Genomic DNA, 16193 nt, shown 5'->3' with positions numbered 1-16193 from the left:
AGACCCCCCCGTGCGTACCCCCGAGTATGGGACACGAGCAACTCGAACGAGCGACCGAAGCGCTGCGCGCGGCGACGGAACTGGCGACGGGCGAGGCGGCCGACCGACTCGCGAAACAGGCCGAGCAGTTCGAGAAACTGGCCGAGTCGGGCGCAGACCACGGCCGTCTGGCGCGCCACGAGAACGCGCTCCGAGAGATACAATCGGAGGCCGACGAGGCGGTCGCCGACCACATCGACGAGGCGATGTCGGCCATCACCGCCTACCGAGAAACTATCGAGGGTGTGTGAGCCGTTCTCGAACCCCCTCGCTTCGGGTGGAGATAGACCGCTGAGCGCCTCTCAGCAGACGTTTTTCGGCTGGACGCCCATCGATTCGAGCGTTTCGACGTAGTCGTCGTACGTCGCCTCGATGACGGCCGTGGCCGCGGCTTCGGCCCGGTCCCACGCGTCGTCGTCGGTACAGAGCGTATCGAGCGTGTCGACGACCTGCTCCTGAACGGCGTCGTGGTCGTCGCGGAAGCCGCGGAAGTCGTTGGCCGTCGACGGGTCGGCGTCGCCGACGAAGAACCCGACCATCTGTCCGAGCGTCCGGTCGACCACGAGCGCGTAGCCCAGCGCCCCGCCGACGCGCTCGATTGGGTCGTCGAACGCCGCGAGCACATCGTACGTCTCGCGGTCGGTAGCCTCGCTGTCGGCATCGAGAGCGTCGCGCCGGTCGGCGGCGTCGGCCGCGAGCGCCTCGAACAGCGGCGCGGTGTCGTCGGTGCCCTCCCAGTCGGCGAACGTCTCCGCGGCCGCCGCGGCGTCGCTTGCCGCCGCGGTGCGAATCGCCTCGCCGGTCATGTCGCCGTCGGTCAGGGCATAGAGCCACTTCGAGGAGCCGAGTCGCGAAAGCTCCGTCTCCAAGTCGTCAGTCAGCGTGTCGACGAGCGTCGTCCCGTTCATGCTCCGCGGTACGGCAGCCCCTCGTTTGTATGCATCGGGACGCGTGGCTGGGCGGCGTGGTCGAAAAAATGGGTTCCGCTTCGCGGCTCGCTACCGCTCGCCGCTCCGCTACGAGGCGTCGCGTTACTCCGCCTCGCCTTTCTCGCGGGTCGTACCTCCCCGCTCGATTCGAAGCCTCGCGTTACTCGGCTTCGCCCTTCTCGATGGGGACGCCGACGAGATTACCCCACTCAGTCCAGGAACCGTCGTAGTTGATGGTGTCCTCGTAGCCGAGGAGTTCGTGAAGCGCGAACCACGCGACCGACGAGCGCTCGCCGATGCGGCAGTAGGCGACGGTGGTGCCCTCGCCGTCGATGCCTTCCTCGGCGTAGAGCTGTGCGATTTCGTCGCGGCTCTTGAAGGTCCCGTCGTCGTTGGTGACGGCAGCCCACGAGATGTTCTTCGCGCCGGGGATGTGGCCGCCGCGCTGGGCGGTCTCCTGCAGTCCCGGGGGTGCGAGAATCTCGCCCGTGAACTCCTCGGGCGAGCGGACGTCGACGAGCGGCAGGCCGCGGTCGATGGCGTTCTCCACGTCCTCTCGGTACGCGCGGATGCTCTCGCGCGGGCCGGAGGCTTCGTAGTCGACGACCGAGAAGTCCGGAACCTCCTCGCTGAGCGGGTAGTCGTTTTCGAGCCAGTAGTCCCGGCCACCGTCCATCAGGCGGACGTCGTCGTGACCGTAGTACTTGAACTGCCAGTAGGTGTAGGCCGCAAACCAGTTGGAGTTGTCACCGTAGAGGACGACCGTCGAGTCCTCGGTGATGCCGTGACTGCCCAGCAGGTTCTCGAAGTCCTCTTTCGTGAGGATGTCCCGAGTCGTCTGGTCCTGCAGTTGCGTCTCCCAGTTGAAGCCGATGGCGCCGGGCGCGTGCCCCTCGTCGTAGGCCTCGGTGTCGACGTCGACCTCTACGAGGCGATAGTCCGTGTCGTCGCTCTGGAAGTCCTCAAGGTGGCTCTCCACCCAGTCCGCGGAAACGAGGACGTCCTTCGCGTACGCTGAATCTGACATAGCAACAGCCCATACGACACCCGGCCCTATAACAGTCACACCAACGGCAGACACGGCCAATCCTCCTTCGAACCGGATATTTTTGCCACAACATCCGGTGCGGACCCGTCGCTCCCGGCGCTTCCCACAGTCAAGTCGGCGCCAGATGACAAACATCCGGCAAATATTGTCCCCGAACGGGACGGGGAGCGAAACGGCGTCACTAAAGTCCGCGCAACCGTACGGTCGGCCATGACCGAAGACATCGTCGTGTCGGTCGACTGGCTCGCGGCGCATCTGGACGACGTCCGCGTGGTCGACGTGCGCGACGCGTGGGAGTTCGACGGCATCGGGCACGTGCCGGGCGCGGTCAACGTCCCGTTCGACCGCTTCCGGAGCAGCGAGGGCGACGCGGGGATGCTCCCCGGCGCGGAGCGCTGGACGACGCTGATGGAGGAGGCTGGCATCAGTTCCGACGACCGACTCGTCGCGTACGACGACGAACACGGGGTGTTCGCCGCCCGGTTTCTCGTCACCGCGTTGCTGTACGGCCACCGCGACGTCCACCTCCTCGACGGCGACTTCAGCGCGTGGAATCGGGGACACGAGACGACGACCGACGAGCCGTCGCCCCCGCCCGTGACCTACGAGGTCCGAGAGCCGGCGGCGTCGCCACTGGTCGATTTCGAGACGGTCGAAGCGGCGCTCGACACCGACGCCGTCATCGTCGACACCCGCGAACCCGAGGAGTACGCGGCCGGCCATCTGCCGGGCGCTATTCAACTCGACTGGCGGGAACTCGTCGACACCGAGAGTCGAGGGCTGAAACCCGACGCCGAACTCGAGTCGCTGCTGGCCGACCGCGGTATCACGCCCGACCGCCGGGTCATCCTCTACTGCAACACCGCCCGGCGCATCAGCCACACGTTCGTCGTCCTCAAACACCTCGGCTACGAACGAGTCGACTTCTACGAGGGGAGTCTCACGGAGTGGAAAGAGCGGAATGGCCCGCTGGAGACGAGCGAGGAGTAATCAGTCGTCTTCGACGGACACCTGATTGAGTTCCGTCGAGAGAATCCCACCCATCTCGATGACGAGAGCGACGGCCAGCGGCCCGGCGATGATGCCGACGGGGCCGAGCGTCAGTAACCCGCCGACGAAGCCGACGAAGTAGAGACTTCCGGGGAGGTCTGCCGTCTCGCGGGCGAGACGGGGGCGAATGACGACGTCGGGGAGCCACGCCACGAAGAAGCCGCCGAGGACCGCGACGAGAGCGGCCTGCGCGGGGTCGCCGACGACCAGATGCGCCACCGCGAGCAGCCCGATGAGAAGCGACGGGCCGACGACCGGGAGAAACTGCAGGATGGCCGAGAGGACCGCCAGCGTGAGGTAGTAGGGGTAGCCCAGAAGGAAAAAGAGCACCAGCGCGACGACGAAGGTGCCGACGGCAGTCGCCGCCTGCAGGACGTAGATGGCAAAGAGAGTCGAGCGGGCGCGCTGAGCCAGCGACCGAACGACGTCGCGGTATCCGTGCGGGACGACGGCTATCATCGCCCGGTGCGTCTCGGCGGTCCGCGAGAGAAGCGCGAACACGACCATCACGAACACGGTGAGTTTGAGGCCGAGGACGGGCGCGGCGAGAACCGAGGTGCGGGCGAGTTGCCGGCCGAAGGCGACGGCCACGGACCGCGCGTCTGCGAGCGTGACCGTCGCGGAGAAGCCGTACAACTCGACGGACACCGTCGGCGGGAGCGCGGCGAGAAAGGCGATGATGGCGTCCAGTCGCCCCACGACGACGACGGCGAGTGGGAGCGCGAGAAGGGAGACGGCGATGACAGCCGTCGCCGTCGAGACGAGACTCGCCCGCCACGGCGAGAGGCCGCGCCGGGTGAGTTCCTCCCGGAGCGGGACAAGGAGGTACGCGACGGTGACGGCGAAAAAGACCGTCGCGAGGACGCCCGCGAGCAACACGGCCGCTGTCAGCGCCAGCAGGCCGAAAAGCGCGCCCAGCACGTATCGACGGTCGAGCGTCACGAATCGAGATGCGACGGGCGCGGACAAAACGGTTGTCCACGACCGAGAGCAATCACGCGGCTTTACGGTCCCGGCTCTCGCGGATTCGGTATGGTCGGAGCGAGTCGCCGGTTCAGACTGGCGGACACCGCACAGCAAATCGTCGGCGGCTTCCTCCTCGCAGGGCCGTTCGTCGTCACCGAGGAGGTGTGGACGCTGGCGGCGAGCATGTCGTGGGTGCAGACGCTCGTGACCGCCTGTATCGTCTTCGGCATCGGCTACGGGGCGCTCTACAAGGCCGACGACCGCGACCCGGACGCCGAGACGGAGGTGGGCGGGGTTCCGGTTCGGTTCGTCTCGCTCGTCCTCGTCTCCTACTGCTCGGTGCTCGTCCTCGCACTCGCGTTCAACGCGCCGAGTACGTTCCTCGCGGACGCGCCCGGCGGCGAGACGGTGGGTGCGCTGGGGGTCAGGGTCGCAGTGCGGTCAATGGAAGTGACGGTCAAAGCGGTGAGCGTCGGCGCCGTCTTCAGCGTCGTCGGCGCCGCGACTGCCGACTCGCTGTTCTGAGGCGACGAATTGCCGTCCTGTCATCTCCACCCGCAGTCTTAAGTCCGTCCGGTCGGAGGGACGGGTATGGATTACACGCTCGCCATCGACGGTGCGCCGGAAACCATCCCCGGCGGGACGGGTGTGCTCTTGTTGCACCCGAGCATCGGCGAGACAGACCGCATCGACACCGATTTCCTGAAGACCGACACCGACAACTTCCTCGTCATCTCGACCCGAACCACCGCCCGCGAGGTGGAGCAGAAACTCGAACACTACGACGTCGACGAGTCACGCGCCGACATCCTCGATACGCTCTCGGTCGAGCGGGGCTACTCCCGACGCCCCTCCGACCGCGTCCACTACGTCGCGTCCCCGGACGACTTGGACGGTATCGTCGCCAAGACCGAGGAGTTCCTCGACTCCCACACCGGCAAGCGCCGCGTGAGCGTCGACTCGCTCACCGAGATGGCGTACTACGCCGACGACGAACGAGTGTATGAAGCGACGGAGCGACTGCTCGACCTACTCGACGAGTACGACGCCGTCGGTCTGTTCCACCTCTCGAAAGAGGTTCACGACGAAGAGACGCTCGACCGCTTTCGCGACCTGTTCGACGGCGTCCTCGACCTCGGCGTCGACGGCGGCGTGACCGCCGACTTCGACACGGCGTAACTACTCGAACGTCTTGCTCGCCCACTGCACCGCGTAGTCGGCGCCGTAATCGACGTACGCCGACGTATCGAGTGCGGCGAAGGGCGCCGGCAGGTCGAGTCCGTGTTTGATGGCGGCGCAGGCGAGTTCCGTGGCGTCCGAAAACTCCGTTTCGTCGCGAGCGATGGCGCCGGGCAGGCCGTCGACGCGGTCGCGGAGCCGGTCGCCGGCGTCGACCCACGCCGCGTGCAGGTCGGGACGCTCCTCGGCCCACGCCTCGAAAATCGGGCGTGTCTGCAGCCCCAGCCACGCGTCGTACAGCGCGGCGGCAATCTGATAGGTCGCGGCAGGGTCGAGCGGAATCGCCGCATCGAGGTCGGGGTACCGGTCGCCGAAAAACGGGAGGAAGGACTCGGGGACGTCGAGGCCGACCTGAACCAACGCCTCCGCGAGCAGAAAGTCGAGGAAGGCGTCGGGCGTGCCCTCCGCACGCGCCTTACAGAAGACGATGGGCGGGTCGGTCTGTCGGGTCCACGTGACGGTTCCGTCGCCCGGCAGTCCAATCGTGAAATCCGACCCCGCGTAGCGATGGAGCGGTTCCGGAGCGTCTTCGGGGACCCACTCGGTGGCGTAGGCCGCGGGGTCAAAGGCGTCGACCAGTAGCCCGAGGTCCTCCGCCGCCGCCGGCGGCAGGGTCGCGAAGTCGCTGTCGACGTCGAGAACGAGCGCGTCGGGTGCGTGCTCGGCGCGGACCGCTTCGAGGTCACCCGAAATGGGTCGTCGCTCGAACATCAAGCGAGGAGGATTCCGAGTGCGAGCGCGGCCGCGAGGACCGCCGAGACACCCACCGTTCCGAGTACGACTTTCGTCGGCTGACTCATACCTACATCTCGGAGCGACGTCGCATAAACGTTGCACTCGACTGGTGCTGTGAGGGTGCCAGTGGGCACGTCACCGACGTTTCGGGTCCACGGGAAACGTCACCGTGGGATATTGAGTGCCACGGTTTCGTGTAAGTTGCACTAGAATCGAAGGGGTCTTGGAGTGGCGCTGGGAGCGTCAGAGAGATGCGACGAGAGAGCGGGTCGGGCACGCGACGCGCCCGAACGTGACGACTACCGACAATCGGCGGGAGGGTAAAAGAGGTTACGTGTCGTCGCGCCACGTGTCCGCGACTTCGATGACGTAGTGACCGTCCTCCTGCAGCGAGATGATGCACTCCTGTCGGTCATACAGCTCCATCAGGTTGAGTTCGTACTGGCCCGGTTCGAGGATTTTGATGCTCTCGAACTGGTCGTTGAGTTCGGCGCGCAGGTCCTCGATGCCGGGTGCGGCGTCCGTCTCCGAGTCCGGCGGGATGGTCCGCGCAGCGTCGGACGCAGAGGGTGGCGGCGAGGACGCGTCGTCGAGTTCGTCGCTGGTCACGACGTCACGGCGCGCGTCCGCCTGCGCCGTATCCTCGGAGTTGTCGAGGACGCTCGGGTCGGATTCGGCCTCGATGTAGTCCGCGTCGGTGGACGTACTCGGAGTGTCCGTGGACGCACTTGCGGCGTCGGCCGTCGTGGCGTCGTCGGACGAATCCGAGGGTTTGGCGGTGTCGGGCCACGGCGTCCGGTTCGAGGACGACGACTGGTCCGCGGGGGGCGACGACCGGTCTGCCTCCGTCGTCGACGTGTCGGCCGAATCGGTAGCCGGGGACGTGGTCGGCGGGTCGTCAAGCGTCGGCGTGGCCGTCGCTGAATCGGGTTTGAACTGGAACTTGTTCCCCCCGCACTCGGGGCACCCCGAGAGCATCTCCTTGGAGCCGTCGGGGAACTCCCGTTCGCAGTTCGTACACTGGTGGGGCATAGTCTATTTGCGCGACACGAGCGCGCTGATGAGGTTCTCGTCCTTGTGGAGCGTCTGAATCTGGTTGGCCGGGCCGATGACCGTGAGTTTCTTCGTCGACTCGCGACCCATGAGGCGGTCGAGGAAGCTCCGGTCCGCGGTTTCCGACCGGGGGTAGGTCTCGATTTCGATGCCGTTGAACTCGTCGGGGCTGATTTCGGTCATCGTCACCTCGATGAGTTTCGACTCCTCGTCGGGAGAGAGTCCCTCCTCCAAGATGACGATGTTGCCGTCGCGGACGCCGTCGAGGATGAGCCGAATCTTCTCCATGCTCGCGAGGTCCTCCATCCGGGCGCCGCTGATGAGGTCAATCTGCACGCCGTCGACGTCTGTCGGGGTTGCTTCAGGCATCTCCATCACCCGAAGTACTCCGCGATTTTGTCATACACTTCGTCCATGTTGTCTCCTTCGAGCGCCGACAACGGAATCGTCTGGTGCTGTGGGAAGGCGTTCTCGATGCGCTTGATGTTCGAATCCTCGAGGTCCGTCTTGTTGGCGAGGATGAGCACCGGGAGGTCTTGGCTCTCGATGATGCCGATGAGCATCGTGTTCACCTGCGTGAACGGATCCTCGGTGCTGTCGAGGACGTAGATGACGCCGTCGACGTCCTCGCGGAGCCAATGCATGGCCTCGGCGACGCCCTCCGTCGCCTCGCGCGAGCGCCGGACAGCGTCCTCCTCCTCGATGTCGTGTTCGAGGAACTCCTTGTAGTCGACTTTCGTCGTGACCCCCGGCGTGTCGACGATGTCGATAGTGACGGTGCGGCCGTCGCGTTCGATTTCGACGTTCTCCTTGCGCCGTGCACGGCGGGTTTCGTGGGGGACGTGGCTCTCCGGGCCGATGGCGTCACCCGTCCAGTCGCGCGCGATACGGTTCGCGAGCGTGGTCTTCCCGGCGTTCGGCGGGCCATATATCCCGATGCGCTTCGGGTCACTGGCCGAGAACAGACGTTCTGTAACTCGTCCGATGCTGTCTCTGAGTCCTGTGAGCAGTCCCATCCTATCCTCCCGCACCTCCCGTTTATCGCCGCGAGAGGAGCGTATGCGGGATGAAGGTTACGCCGTTCACTTAAGTGTGCGTCAGACAACCATAAGGGACCTGTCAGTACCCGGCGGCGTCGAGTCGAAACGGAGGGGTTCGCGGGTCGGGCGACGCGGTGTCGGCACGCCGCCGAACCGGTGAAAGTGCGGACGTGAACCGACGGCCCCCACACGTCGTGTGACAACATCCCTCATCGGTAGCCCCCCACCCCTTCGTTTCGGGTGGAACCGGACATCGGGGTGGTGGGCGGGCGGTCACCACGCGCGGTCGGCGGTATATTCCCTACCCACGACTACCGAAATAAGGTTTTCTTCTGCAGTACGGATATTGTTTATTGCGTTGTATATTATAGCTTTCCCTCTCTAGAGCAGTCGTCCGACCCCCTCCCCCGCCTCTCAGCCGTTCCACCCGAAACGAAGGGGTGGGGGGGTCGGGTGTGTCGTGGTAACGTGGATGGCCCACCTCGCGGGTCGGGAGGTCAAGTGCGACTGCCTCCTCACTGGTGGTGCGTGCCGTCGCTCTCCGTTCCGCCCGGCTTCGACGGCCGACCGTCCGCCCGTTCGGCCCCGAGGGGAAGGTTTTTCTACCACCTGCCCCTCTGTTTCCTCTGGATCATCTGGACGCGTTGATACGGTACCAGGGGAGGGGGCAATCGCGTTACCTGGTCCCGCGGCGCGTCTTCCACCTGAAACGACGGGGTTCAACGAATGGATTCGAACGATACATCGCCTGACGACCGCGCCGACGCCGGTGGCTCTGACGACGCCGATATTCACGGCGCTCCCGCGCGCGACCGGGCGACTGACATCTCCCGTGACGTCGATATCGACGACGTTCTGGACGACGAGGACGACAGTCAGGGGCTGTTCGACGACCTGCTCTCTGGCGAGCCGATTTTCGAGAACAAGGAAGTGCTTCGCCCGTCGTACACGCCACACGAACTCCCCCACCGCAACGAGCAAATCAACCAGATGGCGACGATTCTCGTCTCGGCGCTCCGGGGCGACACGCCGTCGAACATCCTAATCTACGGGAAGACGGGGACGGGGAAGACGGCGAGCGCGAAGTTCGTCAGTAAGGAGCTCGAATCCACCTCCCAGAAGTACGACGTTCCCTGCGAAGTCGAGTACATCAACTGCGAAGTGACCGACACGCAGTATCGCGTGCTCGCACAACTCGCAAACAAGTTCATCGAGAAGAACCAAGACGTCATCGACGGGCGACTCGACGACCTGCGCGCGCTCCGCTCGGACGTCGCGAACGGCGACGACACGCCCGAAGACACCGAGTTCGACTCGCTCGACGACGTCGACGACCGAATCGAGTCGCTCGAAGCGGACCGCGAGGAGATGGAGCCGGTGCCCATGACGGGGTGGCCGACCGACCGCGTCTACAGTTCCTTCTTCGAAGCCGTCGACTACCACGAGCGCGTGGTCGTCATCATGCTCGACGAAATCGACAAACTCGTCGAGAAGTCGGGCGACGACACCCTCTACAACCTCTCGCGGATGAACTCCGAACTCGACAACTCCCGCATCTCGATTATGGGCATCTCGAACGACCTGAAGTTCACCGACTTCCTCGACCCTCGCGTCAAGTCGAGTCTCGGCGAGGAGGAAATCGTCTTCCCGCCCTACGACGCCAACCAACTTCGGGACATCCTCCAACACCGCGCCGACGTGGCGTTCAAACGGGGCGCGCTCACCGAGGACGTCATCCCGCTCTGTGCCGCCTTCGCCGCACAGGAACACGGCGACGCCCGCCGCGCGCTCGACTTGCTCCGGACCGCCGGCGAACTCGCGGAGCGCGGGCAGGCCGACACCGTCGCCGAGGACCACGTCCGACAGGCCCAAGACAAAATCGAACTCGACCGGGTCGTCGAGGTGGTACGCACCCTACCCACCCAGTCGAAAATCGTCCTCTTCGCCATCATCCTCCTCGAGAAAAACGGCGTCCACAACATCAACACGGGCGAGGTGTACAACATCTACAAACGCCTGTGTGAGGAAATCGACGCCGACGTGCTCACCCAGCGCCGGGTCACCGACCTCATCTCGGAACTCGACATGCTCGGAATCGTCAACGCCGTCGTCGTGAGCAAGGGACGGTACGGGCGGACGAAAGAAATCAGCCTCTCGGTTCCCGTCGAGGAGACGGAAGCCGTCCTTCTCTCGGATTCGCGACTCGGCGATATCGAGAACGCCCAGCCCTTCGTGCAGGCGCGGTTCGACAACTGACCCCTCCCTTTCGTGTCGAGCTGACTACGAACTCGTCGGCGCGACCGGCTGGGCCGTCGCCGGAGTGGCTCTCAGCTCGGCGGCTCCTGTCTCGGCGATTCCCGGTCCAGCAACGCCCGGTCCAGAGGCTCCCGGCCCGGCGACATCCGGGCTAACGACGCCCGGTCCGACGATGCCCGGCTGACCGAGGTGCGTCCCGTCGACGACGAGACTCGAGACGCCGAGCCGCACCCATCCGAGATACGGGATGCGGACCCGCGCGGTGCCGACTATCCACTCGGGTTTGACGGGGTCGCTGATTCCGTTCACTTGGTCGTACTGTCCGTTGGCGTCGCCTTTCGTCACGAATCCGGCGTGTGGCGCCGGGCAGTTCGGCAGGCTCTCACAGCTATCGGCGCTGATGTGGTCCGGGTCGGCCCGGTCGTACCAGTTCTCGCCCGCGTCGACCCAGAACCGGGCGCGGTGGATGACGGGCGGCCCGCCGCTCCCCGGGTCGTCGTAGACGACGACCGACCCGTAGCCGCCGAACTTCCGATATCCGACCTCCGACCCGGTTTCGTGAGTGACGACGCCGGTGTCGTTCACGGCGGCGTCGGGGGCGAAGCGGTCGGTGTCGGTGATAAACACTAGGTCGCCTTTCTCCATGTGCGGCTCCATGCTCCCGCTCTCGACGGCGACCATCGGGGGCCACACGCCGCTGATGGCAAAGAGGAGGAGGCCGACGGCGACGACGGCGCCGACGCTCAGGGTCGTCTCCCGGATGACCAGCAGCGGGCCGCTGGTCGCCGTCGCAATCCGACGAATCGGTCCGGCCGAGTCCCCGTCCTCGTCGCGGGGCGGTCCAGCCGACTCGCTCCTGTCGTCACGTGGGCTGTCCCCCGCCCCGCTCCGTTCGTCGCTCGATTCGGGCGTCACCTCACCCGACTGGGGTTCGTCTGGAGGGCGTGGACCGTCGTCGGGACTCATCAGTGGACTGTTACTGCGACCGGAGTTGAAGGTTCTGGACTTCCGGCACGCTTTTGCCCGCACCTGCCGTGGCTTTCCTGTGCCTCTGGAGACGCCCGCACGAATCGTCCGCGAACTCGCTCGCCGCGGCTACAACGCCGAGCGCGAGGCCGTGACGCTGCTCGCGGGTGCTACCGACCCGGCGACCGCACTCGACGCCGCCGTCGAGGCGGCGCCGGACGACGCCCTTCGCCTCACCGCCGCCCACGCTCGGTCGGCCGTGGAGCGAGCCGACGGCGCGACGGCCGCCGATGCGACCGCCGACGACTCGCCGACCGAGACGCAGTCGACACCGACCGCCGAGGCGACGACTGCCGACGCCACTTCCTCCGCCGACACCCCCAGCACATCCTCCCCAGATACCCCCAACGAACACCCCTCTGTTTCAACTCCAGACCCCACCTCTCAGACGGAAACTCGGTCCGAAGACGCTCCAGTTGAAACGGAGGGGTCGAATTCGTCGTCGTGGACGCGAACCGACGCTACCAGTGAGGGCGCCCCGCCCGACCCCATCGACATCGTCGGCGACGTGACCGGACGAAGTACGGGGACCGGCGAGTACGGCGATTTCGTCTCCGTCTTCCGCGACCGGTACGAGAAACTCTCGGGACAGCTTCGGGGTCGGGTGAACCACCGCCCCACGTCGGCCGTCGCGGACATGGCCGGTGGGAGCGACGTGGCGATGATAGGGCTGGTGAACGACGTTCGCTCCTCGGCCAACGGCCACTGGATTGTCGAACTCGAAGACACGACCGGCACCTTCCCCTGTCTGATTACCAAGGACCGCGACATCGCCGGCCTCGTCGACGAACTCCTCCTCGACGAGTGTGTCGCCGTCGAAGGGACACTCGCAGACGACGCGGGCATCGTCTTCGTCGACGCGCTCCACTTCCCCGACGTGCCGCGGACGTACGAGCCGAGTACCGCCGACCGGCACGTGCAGGCGGCGCTCATCTCCGACGTCCACGTCGGGAGTCAGGAGTTCATGGCCGACGCGTGGCATCGCTTCGCCGACTGGCTTCACACGGACGAGGCCGAGGCCATCGAGTACCTGCTCATCGCCGGCGACATGGTCGAGGGCGTCGGCGTCTACCCCGACCAGGACGAGGAACTCGACATCGTCGACATCTACGACCAGTACGAGCGCTTCTCGGAGTATCTGAAGGAGGTGCCCGGCGACCTCGATATCGTCATGATTCCGGGGAACCACGACGCCGTTCGCCTCGCCGAACCGCAACCGGGATTCGACGAGGAACTCCGCAATATCATGTCCGCCCACGACCCGCGAATCGTCGGCAACCCCGCCACCGTCACTATCGAGGGCGTCTCGATACTCATGTATCACGGCGTCTCGCTCGACGAAGTCATCGCCGAACTCCCCGAGGAGAAAGCGAGCTACGACGACCCGCATCACGCGATGTACCACCTGCTGAAGAAACGCCACGTCGCGCCGAAGTACGGCGGTCACATGCGTCTGGCGCCCGAGGAGCAGGACTATCTCGTCATCGAAGACGTCCCGGACGTGTTTCATACGGGCCACGTCCACAAACTCGGCTACGGGAAATATCACAACGTCCTCTCGGTCAACAGCGGCTGCTGGCAGGCCCAGACCGAGTTCCAGAAAAGCGTCAACATCGACCCCGACGTCGGCTTCGCTCCTATAATCGACCTCGACACGCTCGATTTGACCCTCCGGAAGTTCGCCTAATCCGTCGCCGGGTCGAACAGATACCGAACCGTCTTCGTCCCGTCGAACCGGGGTCCCGGCCCGTCGCGACGGAAGCCGGCATCGGTCGCCGCCTCGATGACGGCGTCGTCGTCTTCCAGTGCGAGCAGTTCGACCGTCATCCCCTCGCTGGTGGCGAAGCGAACGGGTTCGCCGAGCAGGTGTTCACAGGCCGTTGCCGTGCCCGCTAGCTGTGTCACGTGGACCGTCCCGTCTCGGACGTCGAAACTGACGAACCCGGCCACGTCGCCGTCGTCTTCGGCGTCCCCAGCGTCGGCGTTCGGCCCGGCGTCGGTCACCTCGTGCTCCGCGATGCGGACCGTCCGGTCGTGAACCAGATTCCGAATCACGTCCGCGGGCACGTCCGCGATGGCCGAGAGGGCGTCGGCGTCGGCCTCGACCGCGTCGCGCACTTCCATACCTGCCGTACTCACGGCAGCCGTTTAAACGCTCGCTCCGTGTGCCCACTCCATCCCCGTCCGTCCCCCTCGACTCGGCCCCGACGTGGGCAAGTGAACACAGTTATTACCGTCCCTCTCGCTACCCTCTGCCATGCCTGCACACGCGTTCGACTCCGCGGAGGGCCCACGATGCGCGTAGTCGCGAAGTTCGGTGGCACGTCGCTCGGTAGCGGCGACCGAATCGAACGCGCCGCCGACACCGTCGCGAGGGCCGTCGAAGAGGGACACGAAATCGCCATCGTCGCCAGCGCGATGGGGTCGACGACCGACGAACTCCTCGAAGAGATAACGTTCGAGGCCGGGGACGCAGACCGCGCCGAAATCGTCAGCATGGGCGAGCGGACCAGCGTCCGGATGCTGAAGGCGGCGCTCGCCGCCCGCGGCGTCAACGCCACGTTCGTCGAACCCGGCACCGAGGCGTGGCCCATCATTACCGACGAGTACGGCGAAGTCGACGCCGAGGAGACGCTGAAACGCGCCGAGGCGCTCGCCGACGACATGGACACCGTCGTCCCCGTCATCACGGGCTTTCTCGCCCAGACCCTCGACGGCAAGGTGACGACGCTCGGCCGCGGCGGCAGCGACACCACCGCCGTCATGCTCGGGAAGTTCATGGACGCCGACGAGGTGGTCATCGTGACCGACGTCGAGGGCGTCATGACCGGCGACCCGCGGGTCGTCGAGGGTGCTCGCAACGTCGGCCACATCACCGTCGACGAACTCCGGAACCTCTCGTTCCGCGGTGCCGAGGTGGTCGCACCGAGTGCGCTCTCCTACAAGGACGAGGACCTCACCGTCCGCGTCGTCCACTATCAGCACGGCGACCTGCTGACTGGCGGGACGAAAATCGAGGGGCAGTTCCAGAACCTCATCGATATGCAGGACGAACCCCTCGCCTGCATCACCGTCGCCGGGCGCGCGCTCCGCAACCGACCCGGGATTCTCGCCGACCTCACGAACGCGCTCCGGAGCGAGGATATCAACATCGACGCCGTCGCCAGCGGGATGGACTCCATCACCTTCTACGTCAACGCCGATTTGGCCGAGGACGCCGAGTTCATCCTCCACGAACAGGTGGTCGAAGACGAGACGCTCTCCTCGGTCACCGTCGAGAACGACTTCGCCGTCATCCGGGTCACCGGCGGCGAACTCCCCAACCGCCCCGGCATCATCCTCGACATCGTCCAGCCAGTCTCCGAGGCCGGCATCAACATCCACGACCTCATAACCTCCGCCACCTCCGTCGCCATCTTCGTCGACTGGTCGGACCGCGAGGAGACGCTCGAAATCGTCCAAGAACAGACCATCTGACGCCCGACCGCTCTTTCCGTTACTGCCCCGTCCGCAGCCGCGACCCGATTCGCCTCGGTAGCCCCGCCTCCTCGACGGCGTCGACGACGGCGTCGACGTCGTACTCCACTCGCCGCTCCTCGACGCGCACCGCGTCACCGCCCGACCCGTCGCCCAACTCAACGACTGCGTACCCTGCCTTCGGATTGCCGTCGCGGGGCTGGCCCACACTCCCCGGGTTCATCACGATGCCGCCATCGAAGACGCGGTGGCCCTGCACGTGGGTGTGGCCCGTGACGAGGAGGTCCTCGCCGTCGAGCATCCGCGCCGAGAACTCCTCGGGGTAGGTGTAGCGGTCCGGGTCCGCGGGATGGCCGTGGACGAGTTTCACCCGCCCGTCTGCGACGGTACGCTCCGTCGGCAGGTCGGCCAGCCACGCCATCGCGTCGTCGTCGAGGACGTCGCGGGCGTGTGCCACCCCCGCTCTCGCCATGCCGTTGAAGTGAGCGCCGCCGTCGCGAGCGACCGCCCGGTCGTGATTGCCCAGCACCGTCGGTATCGAGCGCTCGCGAACCGCGGCGACACACTCGGCGGGCCACGGGTTGTACCCCACGACGTCGCCCGCACACACCAGTCCGTCGACGGCTGGCATATCGTCGAGTACGGCATCGAGGGCGATTCGGTTGCCGTGGATGTCGGAGAGAACGCCCAGTCGCATGGGCTCGCTTGCGGGTCCCGGCAGTTATGGCTGTCGTGGACCGCCGTCAGTCGTTCGCGATGCTCGTCCGCACCGCGTCGTCGACGGTGACCCCCGCCGCACAGACGGCGTGTTCGAAGTCGGCGTCGTACGCCGCGCGCGCCGCCTCGTCGGCCGTCGTCGCGTCGAAGTCGAACGCGCGCGGGCGGTCCTCCTCGTACGTGGCGACTAGGGTCGGTTCGGACACTTCCTCGATTAGCAGGGCGTCGCGGCGGACGATACCCACCGTCGCCGTCTCGGACCCGATGACGCCCGCGATTCGGGGCGTGTCGTAGTCGTCTTTCTCGTAGTCCAGCGCCAGCAGCGCCGTTGCCAGCGCGTCGCGGGCGGGGTAGCCCATGTCCAACTTCTCGGTCACCGGGTCGACGTGGGAGCCGTTGCCGAGGACGGCCCGGCCCTCGCTCTCGCGGACGCAGTTGTACGCGATGTAGGGATTGTCCGTCTCCGGCGCGTCCGGCGTGGGCGTGACGGTCAGGGCGCCGTCGCGCTCGACTATCTGTCGGTTCGGGAACGACCGGGAGGAGACGCGGTAGGCGCCGACACCCGGCCCGACGACGATGAAACGGCCGATGTACATGGACGAGTTTCGATGCGAGCGC

At 66.1% G+C, this 16193-nt stretch carries 19 protein-coding genes; 7 read left to right on the top strand and 12 right to left on the bottom strand.

The genetic code is table 11. The annotated features are described in order from the left end of the window. Window positions 1–26 precede the first annotated feature (26 nt). Complete coding sequence (locus ACQUSQ_RS08150) at window positions 27–290, top strand: DUF7553 family protein (protein ID WP_435068133.1); 264 nt, start codon at window positions 27–29, stop codon at window positions 288–290. Between the two features lie 51 nt (window positions 291–341). On the opposite strand, the gene ACQUSQ_RS08145 is transcribed toward ACQUSQ_RS08150, so the two are convergent. Next, window positions 342–947: a transcription antitermination protein gene (locus ACQUSQ_RS08145; RefSeq protein WP_435068131.1), complete on the bottom strand. Its 606-nt coding sequence runs from the start codon at window positions 945–947 to the stop codon at window positions 342–344. Between the two features lie 181 nt (window positions 948–1128). After that, window positions 1129–1995, bottom strand: coding sequence for a sulfurtransferase (locus ACQUSQ_RS08140; RefSeq protein WP_435068129.1), 867 nt, complete (start codon window positions 1993–1995; stop codon window positions 1129–1131). Window positions 1996–2226: 231 nt separating this feature from the next. Between ACQUSQ_RS08140 and ACQUSQ_RS08135 the strand changes: the two genes are divergently transcribed. Continuing rightward, window positions 2227–3006 (top strand): sulfurtransferase, encoded by a 780-nt coding sequence (locus ACQUSQ_RS08135; RefSeq protein ID WP_435068128.1) that lies wholly within the window; start codon window positions 2227–2229, stop codon window positions 3004–3006. On the opposite strand, the gene ACQUSQ_RS08130 is transcribed toward ACQUSQ_RS08135, so the two are convergent. Then, entirely contained in the window at window positions 3007–4008 is a 1002-nt protein-coding gene (locus ACQUSQ_RS08130) for an AI-2E family transporter (protein WP_435068126.1), read from the bottom strand. A gap of 90 nt (window positions 4009–4098) precedes the next feature. Here ACQUSQ_RS08130 and ACQUSQ_RS08125 point away from each other — a divergent pair, with 90 nt between their 5' ends. Together ACQUSQ_RS08125 and ACQUSQ_RS08120 are read left to right on the top strand one after the other, a co-directional pair. Next, window positions 4099–4557, top strand: coding sequence for a DUF2391 family protein (locus ACQUSQ_RS08125; RefSeq protein ID WP_435068124.1), 459 nt, complete (start codon window positions 4099–4101; stop codon window positions 4555–4557). 66 nt (window positions 4558–4623) lie between these two features. After that, complete coding sequence (locus ACQUSQ_RS08120; protein ID WP_435068122.1) at window positions 4624–5211, top strand: DUF7090 family protein; 588 nt, start codon at window positions 4624–4626, stop codon at window positions 5209–5211. Here ACQUSQ_RS08120 and ACQUSQ_RS08115 read toward each other — a convergent pair whose 3' ends face one another. From ACQUSQ_RS08115 to ACQUSQ_RS08095, 5 genes are all read right to left on the bottom strand, one after another. Beyond that, the gene (locus ACQUSQ_RS08115) at window positions 5212–5982 is read right to left on the bottom strand and encodes a DUF7089 family protein (RefSeq protein WP_435068121.1); all 771 of its coding nucleotides are present in this window, start codon (window positions 5980–5982) and stop codon (window positions 5212–5214) included. Beyond that, complete coding sequence (locus ACQUSQ_RS08110; protein ID WP_435068119.1) at window positions 5982–6071, bottom strand: hypothetical protein; 90 nt, start codon at window positions 6069–6071, stop codon at window positions 5982–5984. Before ACQUSQ_RS08110 ends, ACQUSQ_RS08115 begins: the two co-directional genes overlap by 1 nt. A gap of 265 nt (window positions 6072–6336) precedes the next feature. Continuing rightward, window positions 6337–7038 (bottom strand): OapC/ArvC family zinc-ribbon domain-containing protein, encoded by a 702-nt coding sequence (locus ACQUSQ_RS08105; protein ID WP_435068118.1) that lies wholly within the window; start codon window positions 7036–7038, stop codon window positions 6337–6339. A gap of 3 nt (window positions 7039–7041) precedes the next feature. Then, window positions 7042–7428 carry a DUF2073 domain-containing protein gene (locus ACQUSQ_RS08100; protein ID WP_435068117.1) on the bottom strand — a complete coding sequence of 129 codons (387 nt, stop codon included), beginning with the start codon at window positions 7426–7428 and terminating at the stop codon, window positions 7042–7044. 5 nt (window positions 7429–7433) lie between these two features. Further along, the gene (locus tag ACQUSQ_RS08095; protein WP_435068115.1) at window positions 7434–8075 is read right to left on the bottom strand and encodes an Era-like GTP-binding protein; all 642 of its coding nucleotides are present in this window, start codon (window positions 8073–8075) and stop codon (window positions 7434–7436) included. A 750-nt stretch (window positions 8076–8825) separates the two neighbouring features. Between ACQUSQ_RS08095 and ACQUSQ_RS08090 the strand changes: the two genes are divergently transcribed. After that, window positions 8826–10355: a Cdc6/Cdc18 family protein gene (locus ACQUSQ_RS08090; protein ID WP_435068114.1), complete on the top strand. Its 1530-nt coding sequence runs from the start codon at window positions 8826–8828 to the stop codon at window positions 10353–10355. Between the two features lie 24 nt (window positions 10356–10379). Here the strand turns inward: ACQUSQ_RS08090 and ACQUSQ_RS08085 are convergent, their stop codons facing one another. Beyond that, the gene (locus ACQUSQ_RS08085) at window positions 10380–11321 is read right to left on the bottom strand and encodes a S26 family signal peptidase (RefSeq protein WP_435068112.1); all 942 of its coding nucleotides are present in this window, start codon (window positions 11319–11321) and stop codon (window positions 10380–10382) included. A gap of 79 nt (window positions 11322–11400) precedes the next feature. Between ACQUSQ_RS08085 and ACQUSQ_RS08080 the strand changes: the two genes are divergently transcribed. Beyond that, on the top strand, window positions 11401–13068 hold the full coding sequence (locus tag ACQUSQ_RS08080; RefSeq protein WP_435068110.1) for a DNA-directed DNA polymerase II small subunit: 1668 nt from the start codon (window positions 11401–11403) through the stop codon (window positions 13066–13068). On the opposite strand, the gene ACQUSQ_RS08075 is transcribed toward ACQUSQ_RS08080, so the two are convergent. Next, complete coding sequence (locus tag ACQUSQ_RS08075; protein WP_435068109.1) at window positions 13065–13505, bottom strand: hypothetical protein; 441 nt, start codon at window positions 13503–13505, stop codon at window positions 13065–13067. The two genes, ACQUSQ_RS08080 and ACQUSQ_RS08075, sit on opposite strands and share 4 nt — an antisense overlap. 171 nt (window positions 13506–13676) lie before the next feature. Here ACQUSQ_RS08075 and ACQUSQ_RS08070 point away from each other — a divergent pair, with 171 nt between their 5' ends. Continuing rightward, window positions 13677–14858, top strand: coding sequence for an aspartate kinase (locus tag ACQUSQ_RS08070; RefSeq protein WP_435068108.1), 1182 nt, complete (start codon window positions 13677–13679; stop codon window positions 14856–14858). Between the two features lie 19 nt (window positions 14859–14877). On the opposite strand, the gene ACQUSQ_RS08065 is transcribed toward ACQUSQ_RS08070, so the two are convergent. Together ACQUSQ_RS08065 and ACQUSQ_RS08060 are read right to left on the bottom strand one after the other, a co-directional pair. Further along, a complete protein-coding gene (locus tag ACQUSQ_RS08065) occupies window positions 14878–15555 on the bottom strand; it encodes a metallophosphoesterase family protein (RefSeq protein WP_435068107.1) in 678 nt (225 codons plus the stop codon). 46 nt (window positions 15556–15601) lie between these two features. Next, entirely contained in the window at window positions 15602–16171 is a 570-nt protein-coding gene (locus ACQUSQ_RS08060; RefSeq protein ID WP_435068105.1) for an IMP cyclohydrolase, read from the bottom strand. Window positions 16172–16193 lie beyond the last annotated feature (22 nt).

The organism is Haloplanus sp. C73 (assembly GCF_051195115.1).
Taxonomy (GTDB): Archaea; Halobacteriota; Halobacteria; order Halobacteriales; family Haloferacaceae; genus Haloplanus.
The sequence above is the reverse complement of the archived record's forward strand: the minus strand, read 5'-3'. Positions and strand labels throughout refer to the sequence as shown.

Bases quoted from the DNA above. Each gene is read 5' to 3' on its own strand.
- ACQUSQ_RS08140 (WP_435068129.1), bottom strand. From the start codon at position 1,995: ATGTCAGATTCAGCGTACGCGAAGGACGTCCTCGTTTCCGCGGACTGG.
- ACQUSQ_RS08120 (WP_435068122.1), top strand. From the start codon at position 4,624: ATGGATTACACGCTCGCCATCGACGGTGCGCCGGAAACCATCCCCGGC.
- ACQUSQ_RS08105 (WP_435068118.1), bottom strand. From the start codon at position 7,038: ATGCCCCACCAGTGTACGAACTGCGAACGGGAGTTCCCCGACGGCTCC.
- ACQUSQ_RS08070 (WP_435068108.1), top strand. From the start codon at position 13,677: ATGCGCGTAGTCGCGAAGTTCGGTGGCACGTCGCTCGGTAGCGGCGAC.
- ACQUSQ_RS08150 (WP_435068133.1), top strand. From the start codon at position 27: ATGGGACACGAGCAACTCGAACGAGCGACCGAAGCGCTGCGCGCGGCG.
- ACQUSQ_RS08075 (WP_435068109.1), bottom strand. From the start codon at position 13,505: ATGGAAGTGCGCGACGCGGTCGAGGCCGACGCCGACGCCCTCTCGGCC.
- ACQUSQ_RS08085 (WP_435068112.1), bottom strand. From the start codon at position 11,321: ATGAGTCCCGACGACGGTCCACGCCCTCCAGACGAACCCCAGTCGGGT.
- ACQUSQ_RS08095 (WP_435068115.1), bottom strand. From the start codon at position 8,075: ATGGGACTGCTCACAGGACTCAGAGACAGCATCGGACGAGTTACAGAA.
- ACQUSQ_RS08115 (WP_435068121.1), bottom strand. From the start codon at position 5,982: ATGTTCGAGCGACGACCCATTTCGGGTGACCTCGAAGCGGTCCGCGCC.
- ACQUSQ_RS08135 (WP_435068128.1), top strand. From the start codon at position 2,227: ATGACCGAAGACATCGTCGTGTCGGTCGACTGGCTCGCGGCGCATCTG.
- ACQUSQ_RS08125 (WP_435068124.1), top strand. From the start codon at position 4,099: ATGGTCGGAGCGAGTCGCCGGTTCAGACTGGCGGACACCGCACAGCAA.
- ACQUSQ_RS08060 (WP_435068105.1), bottom strand. From the start codon at position 16,171: ATGTACATCGGCCGTTTCATCGTCGTCGGGCCGGGTGTCGGCGCCTAC.
- ACQUSQ_RS08100 (WP_435068117.1), bottom strand. From the start codon at position 7,428: ATGCCTGAAGCAACCCCGACAGACGTCGACGGCGTGCAGATTGACCTC.
- ACQUSQ_RS08145 (WP_435068131.1), bottom strand. From the start codon at position 947: ATGAACGGGACGACGCTCGTCGACACGCTGACTGACGACTTGGAGACG.
- ACQUSQ_RS08110 (WP_435068119.1), bottom strand. From the start codon at position 6,071: ATGAGTCAGCCGACGAAAGTCGTACTCGGAACGGTGGGTGTCTCGGCG.
- ACQUSQ_RS08065 (WP_435068107.1), bottom strand. From the start codon at position 15,555: ATGCGACTGGGCGTTCTCTCCGACATCCACGGCAACCGAATCGCCCTC.
- ACQUSQ_RS08090 (WP_435068114.1), top strand. From the start codon at position 8,826: ATGGATTCGAACGATACATCGCCTGACGACCGCGCCGACGCCGGTGGC.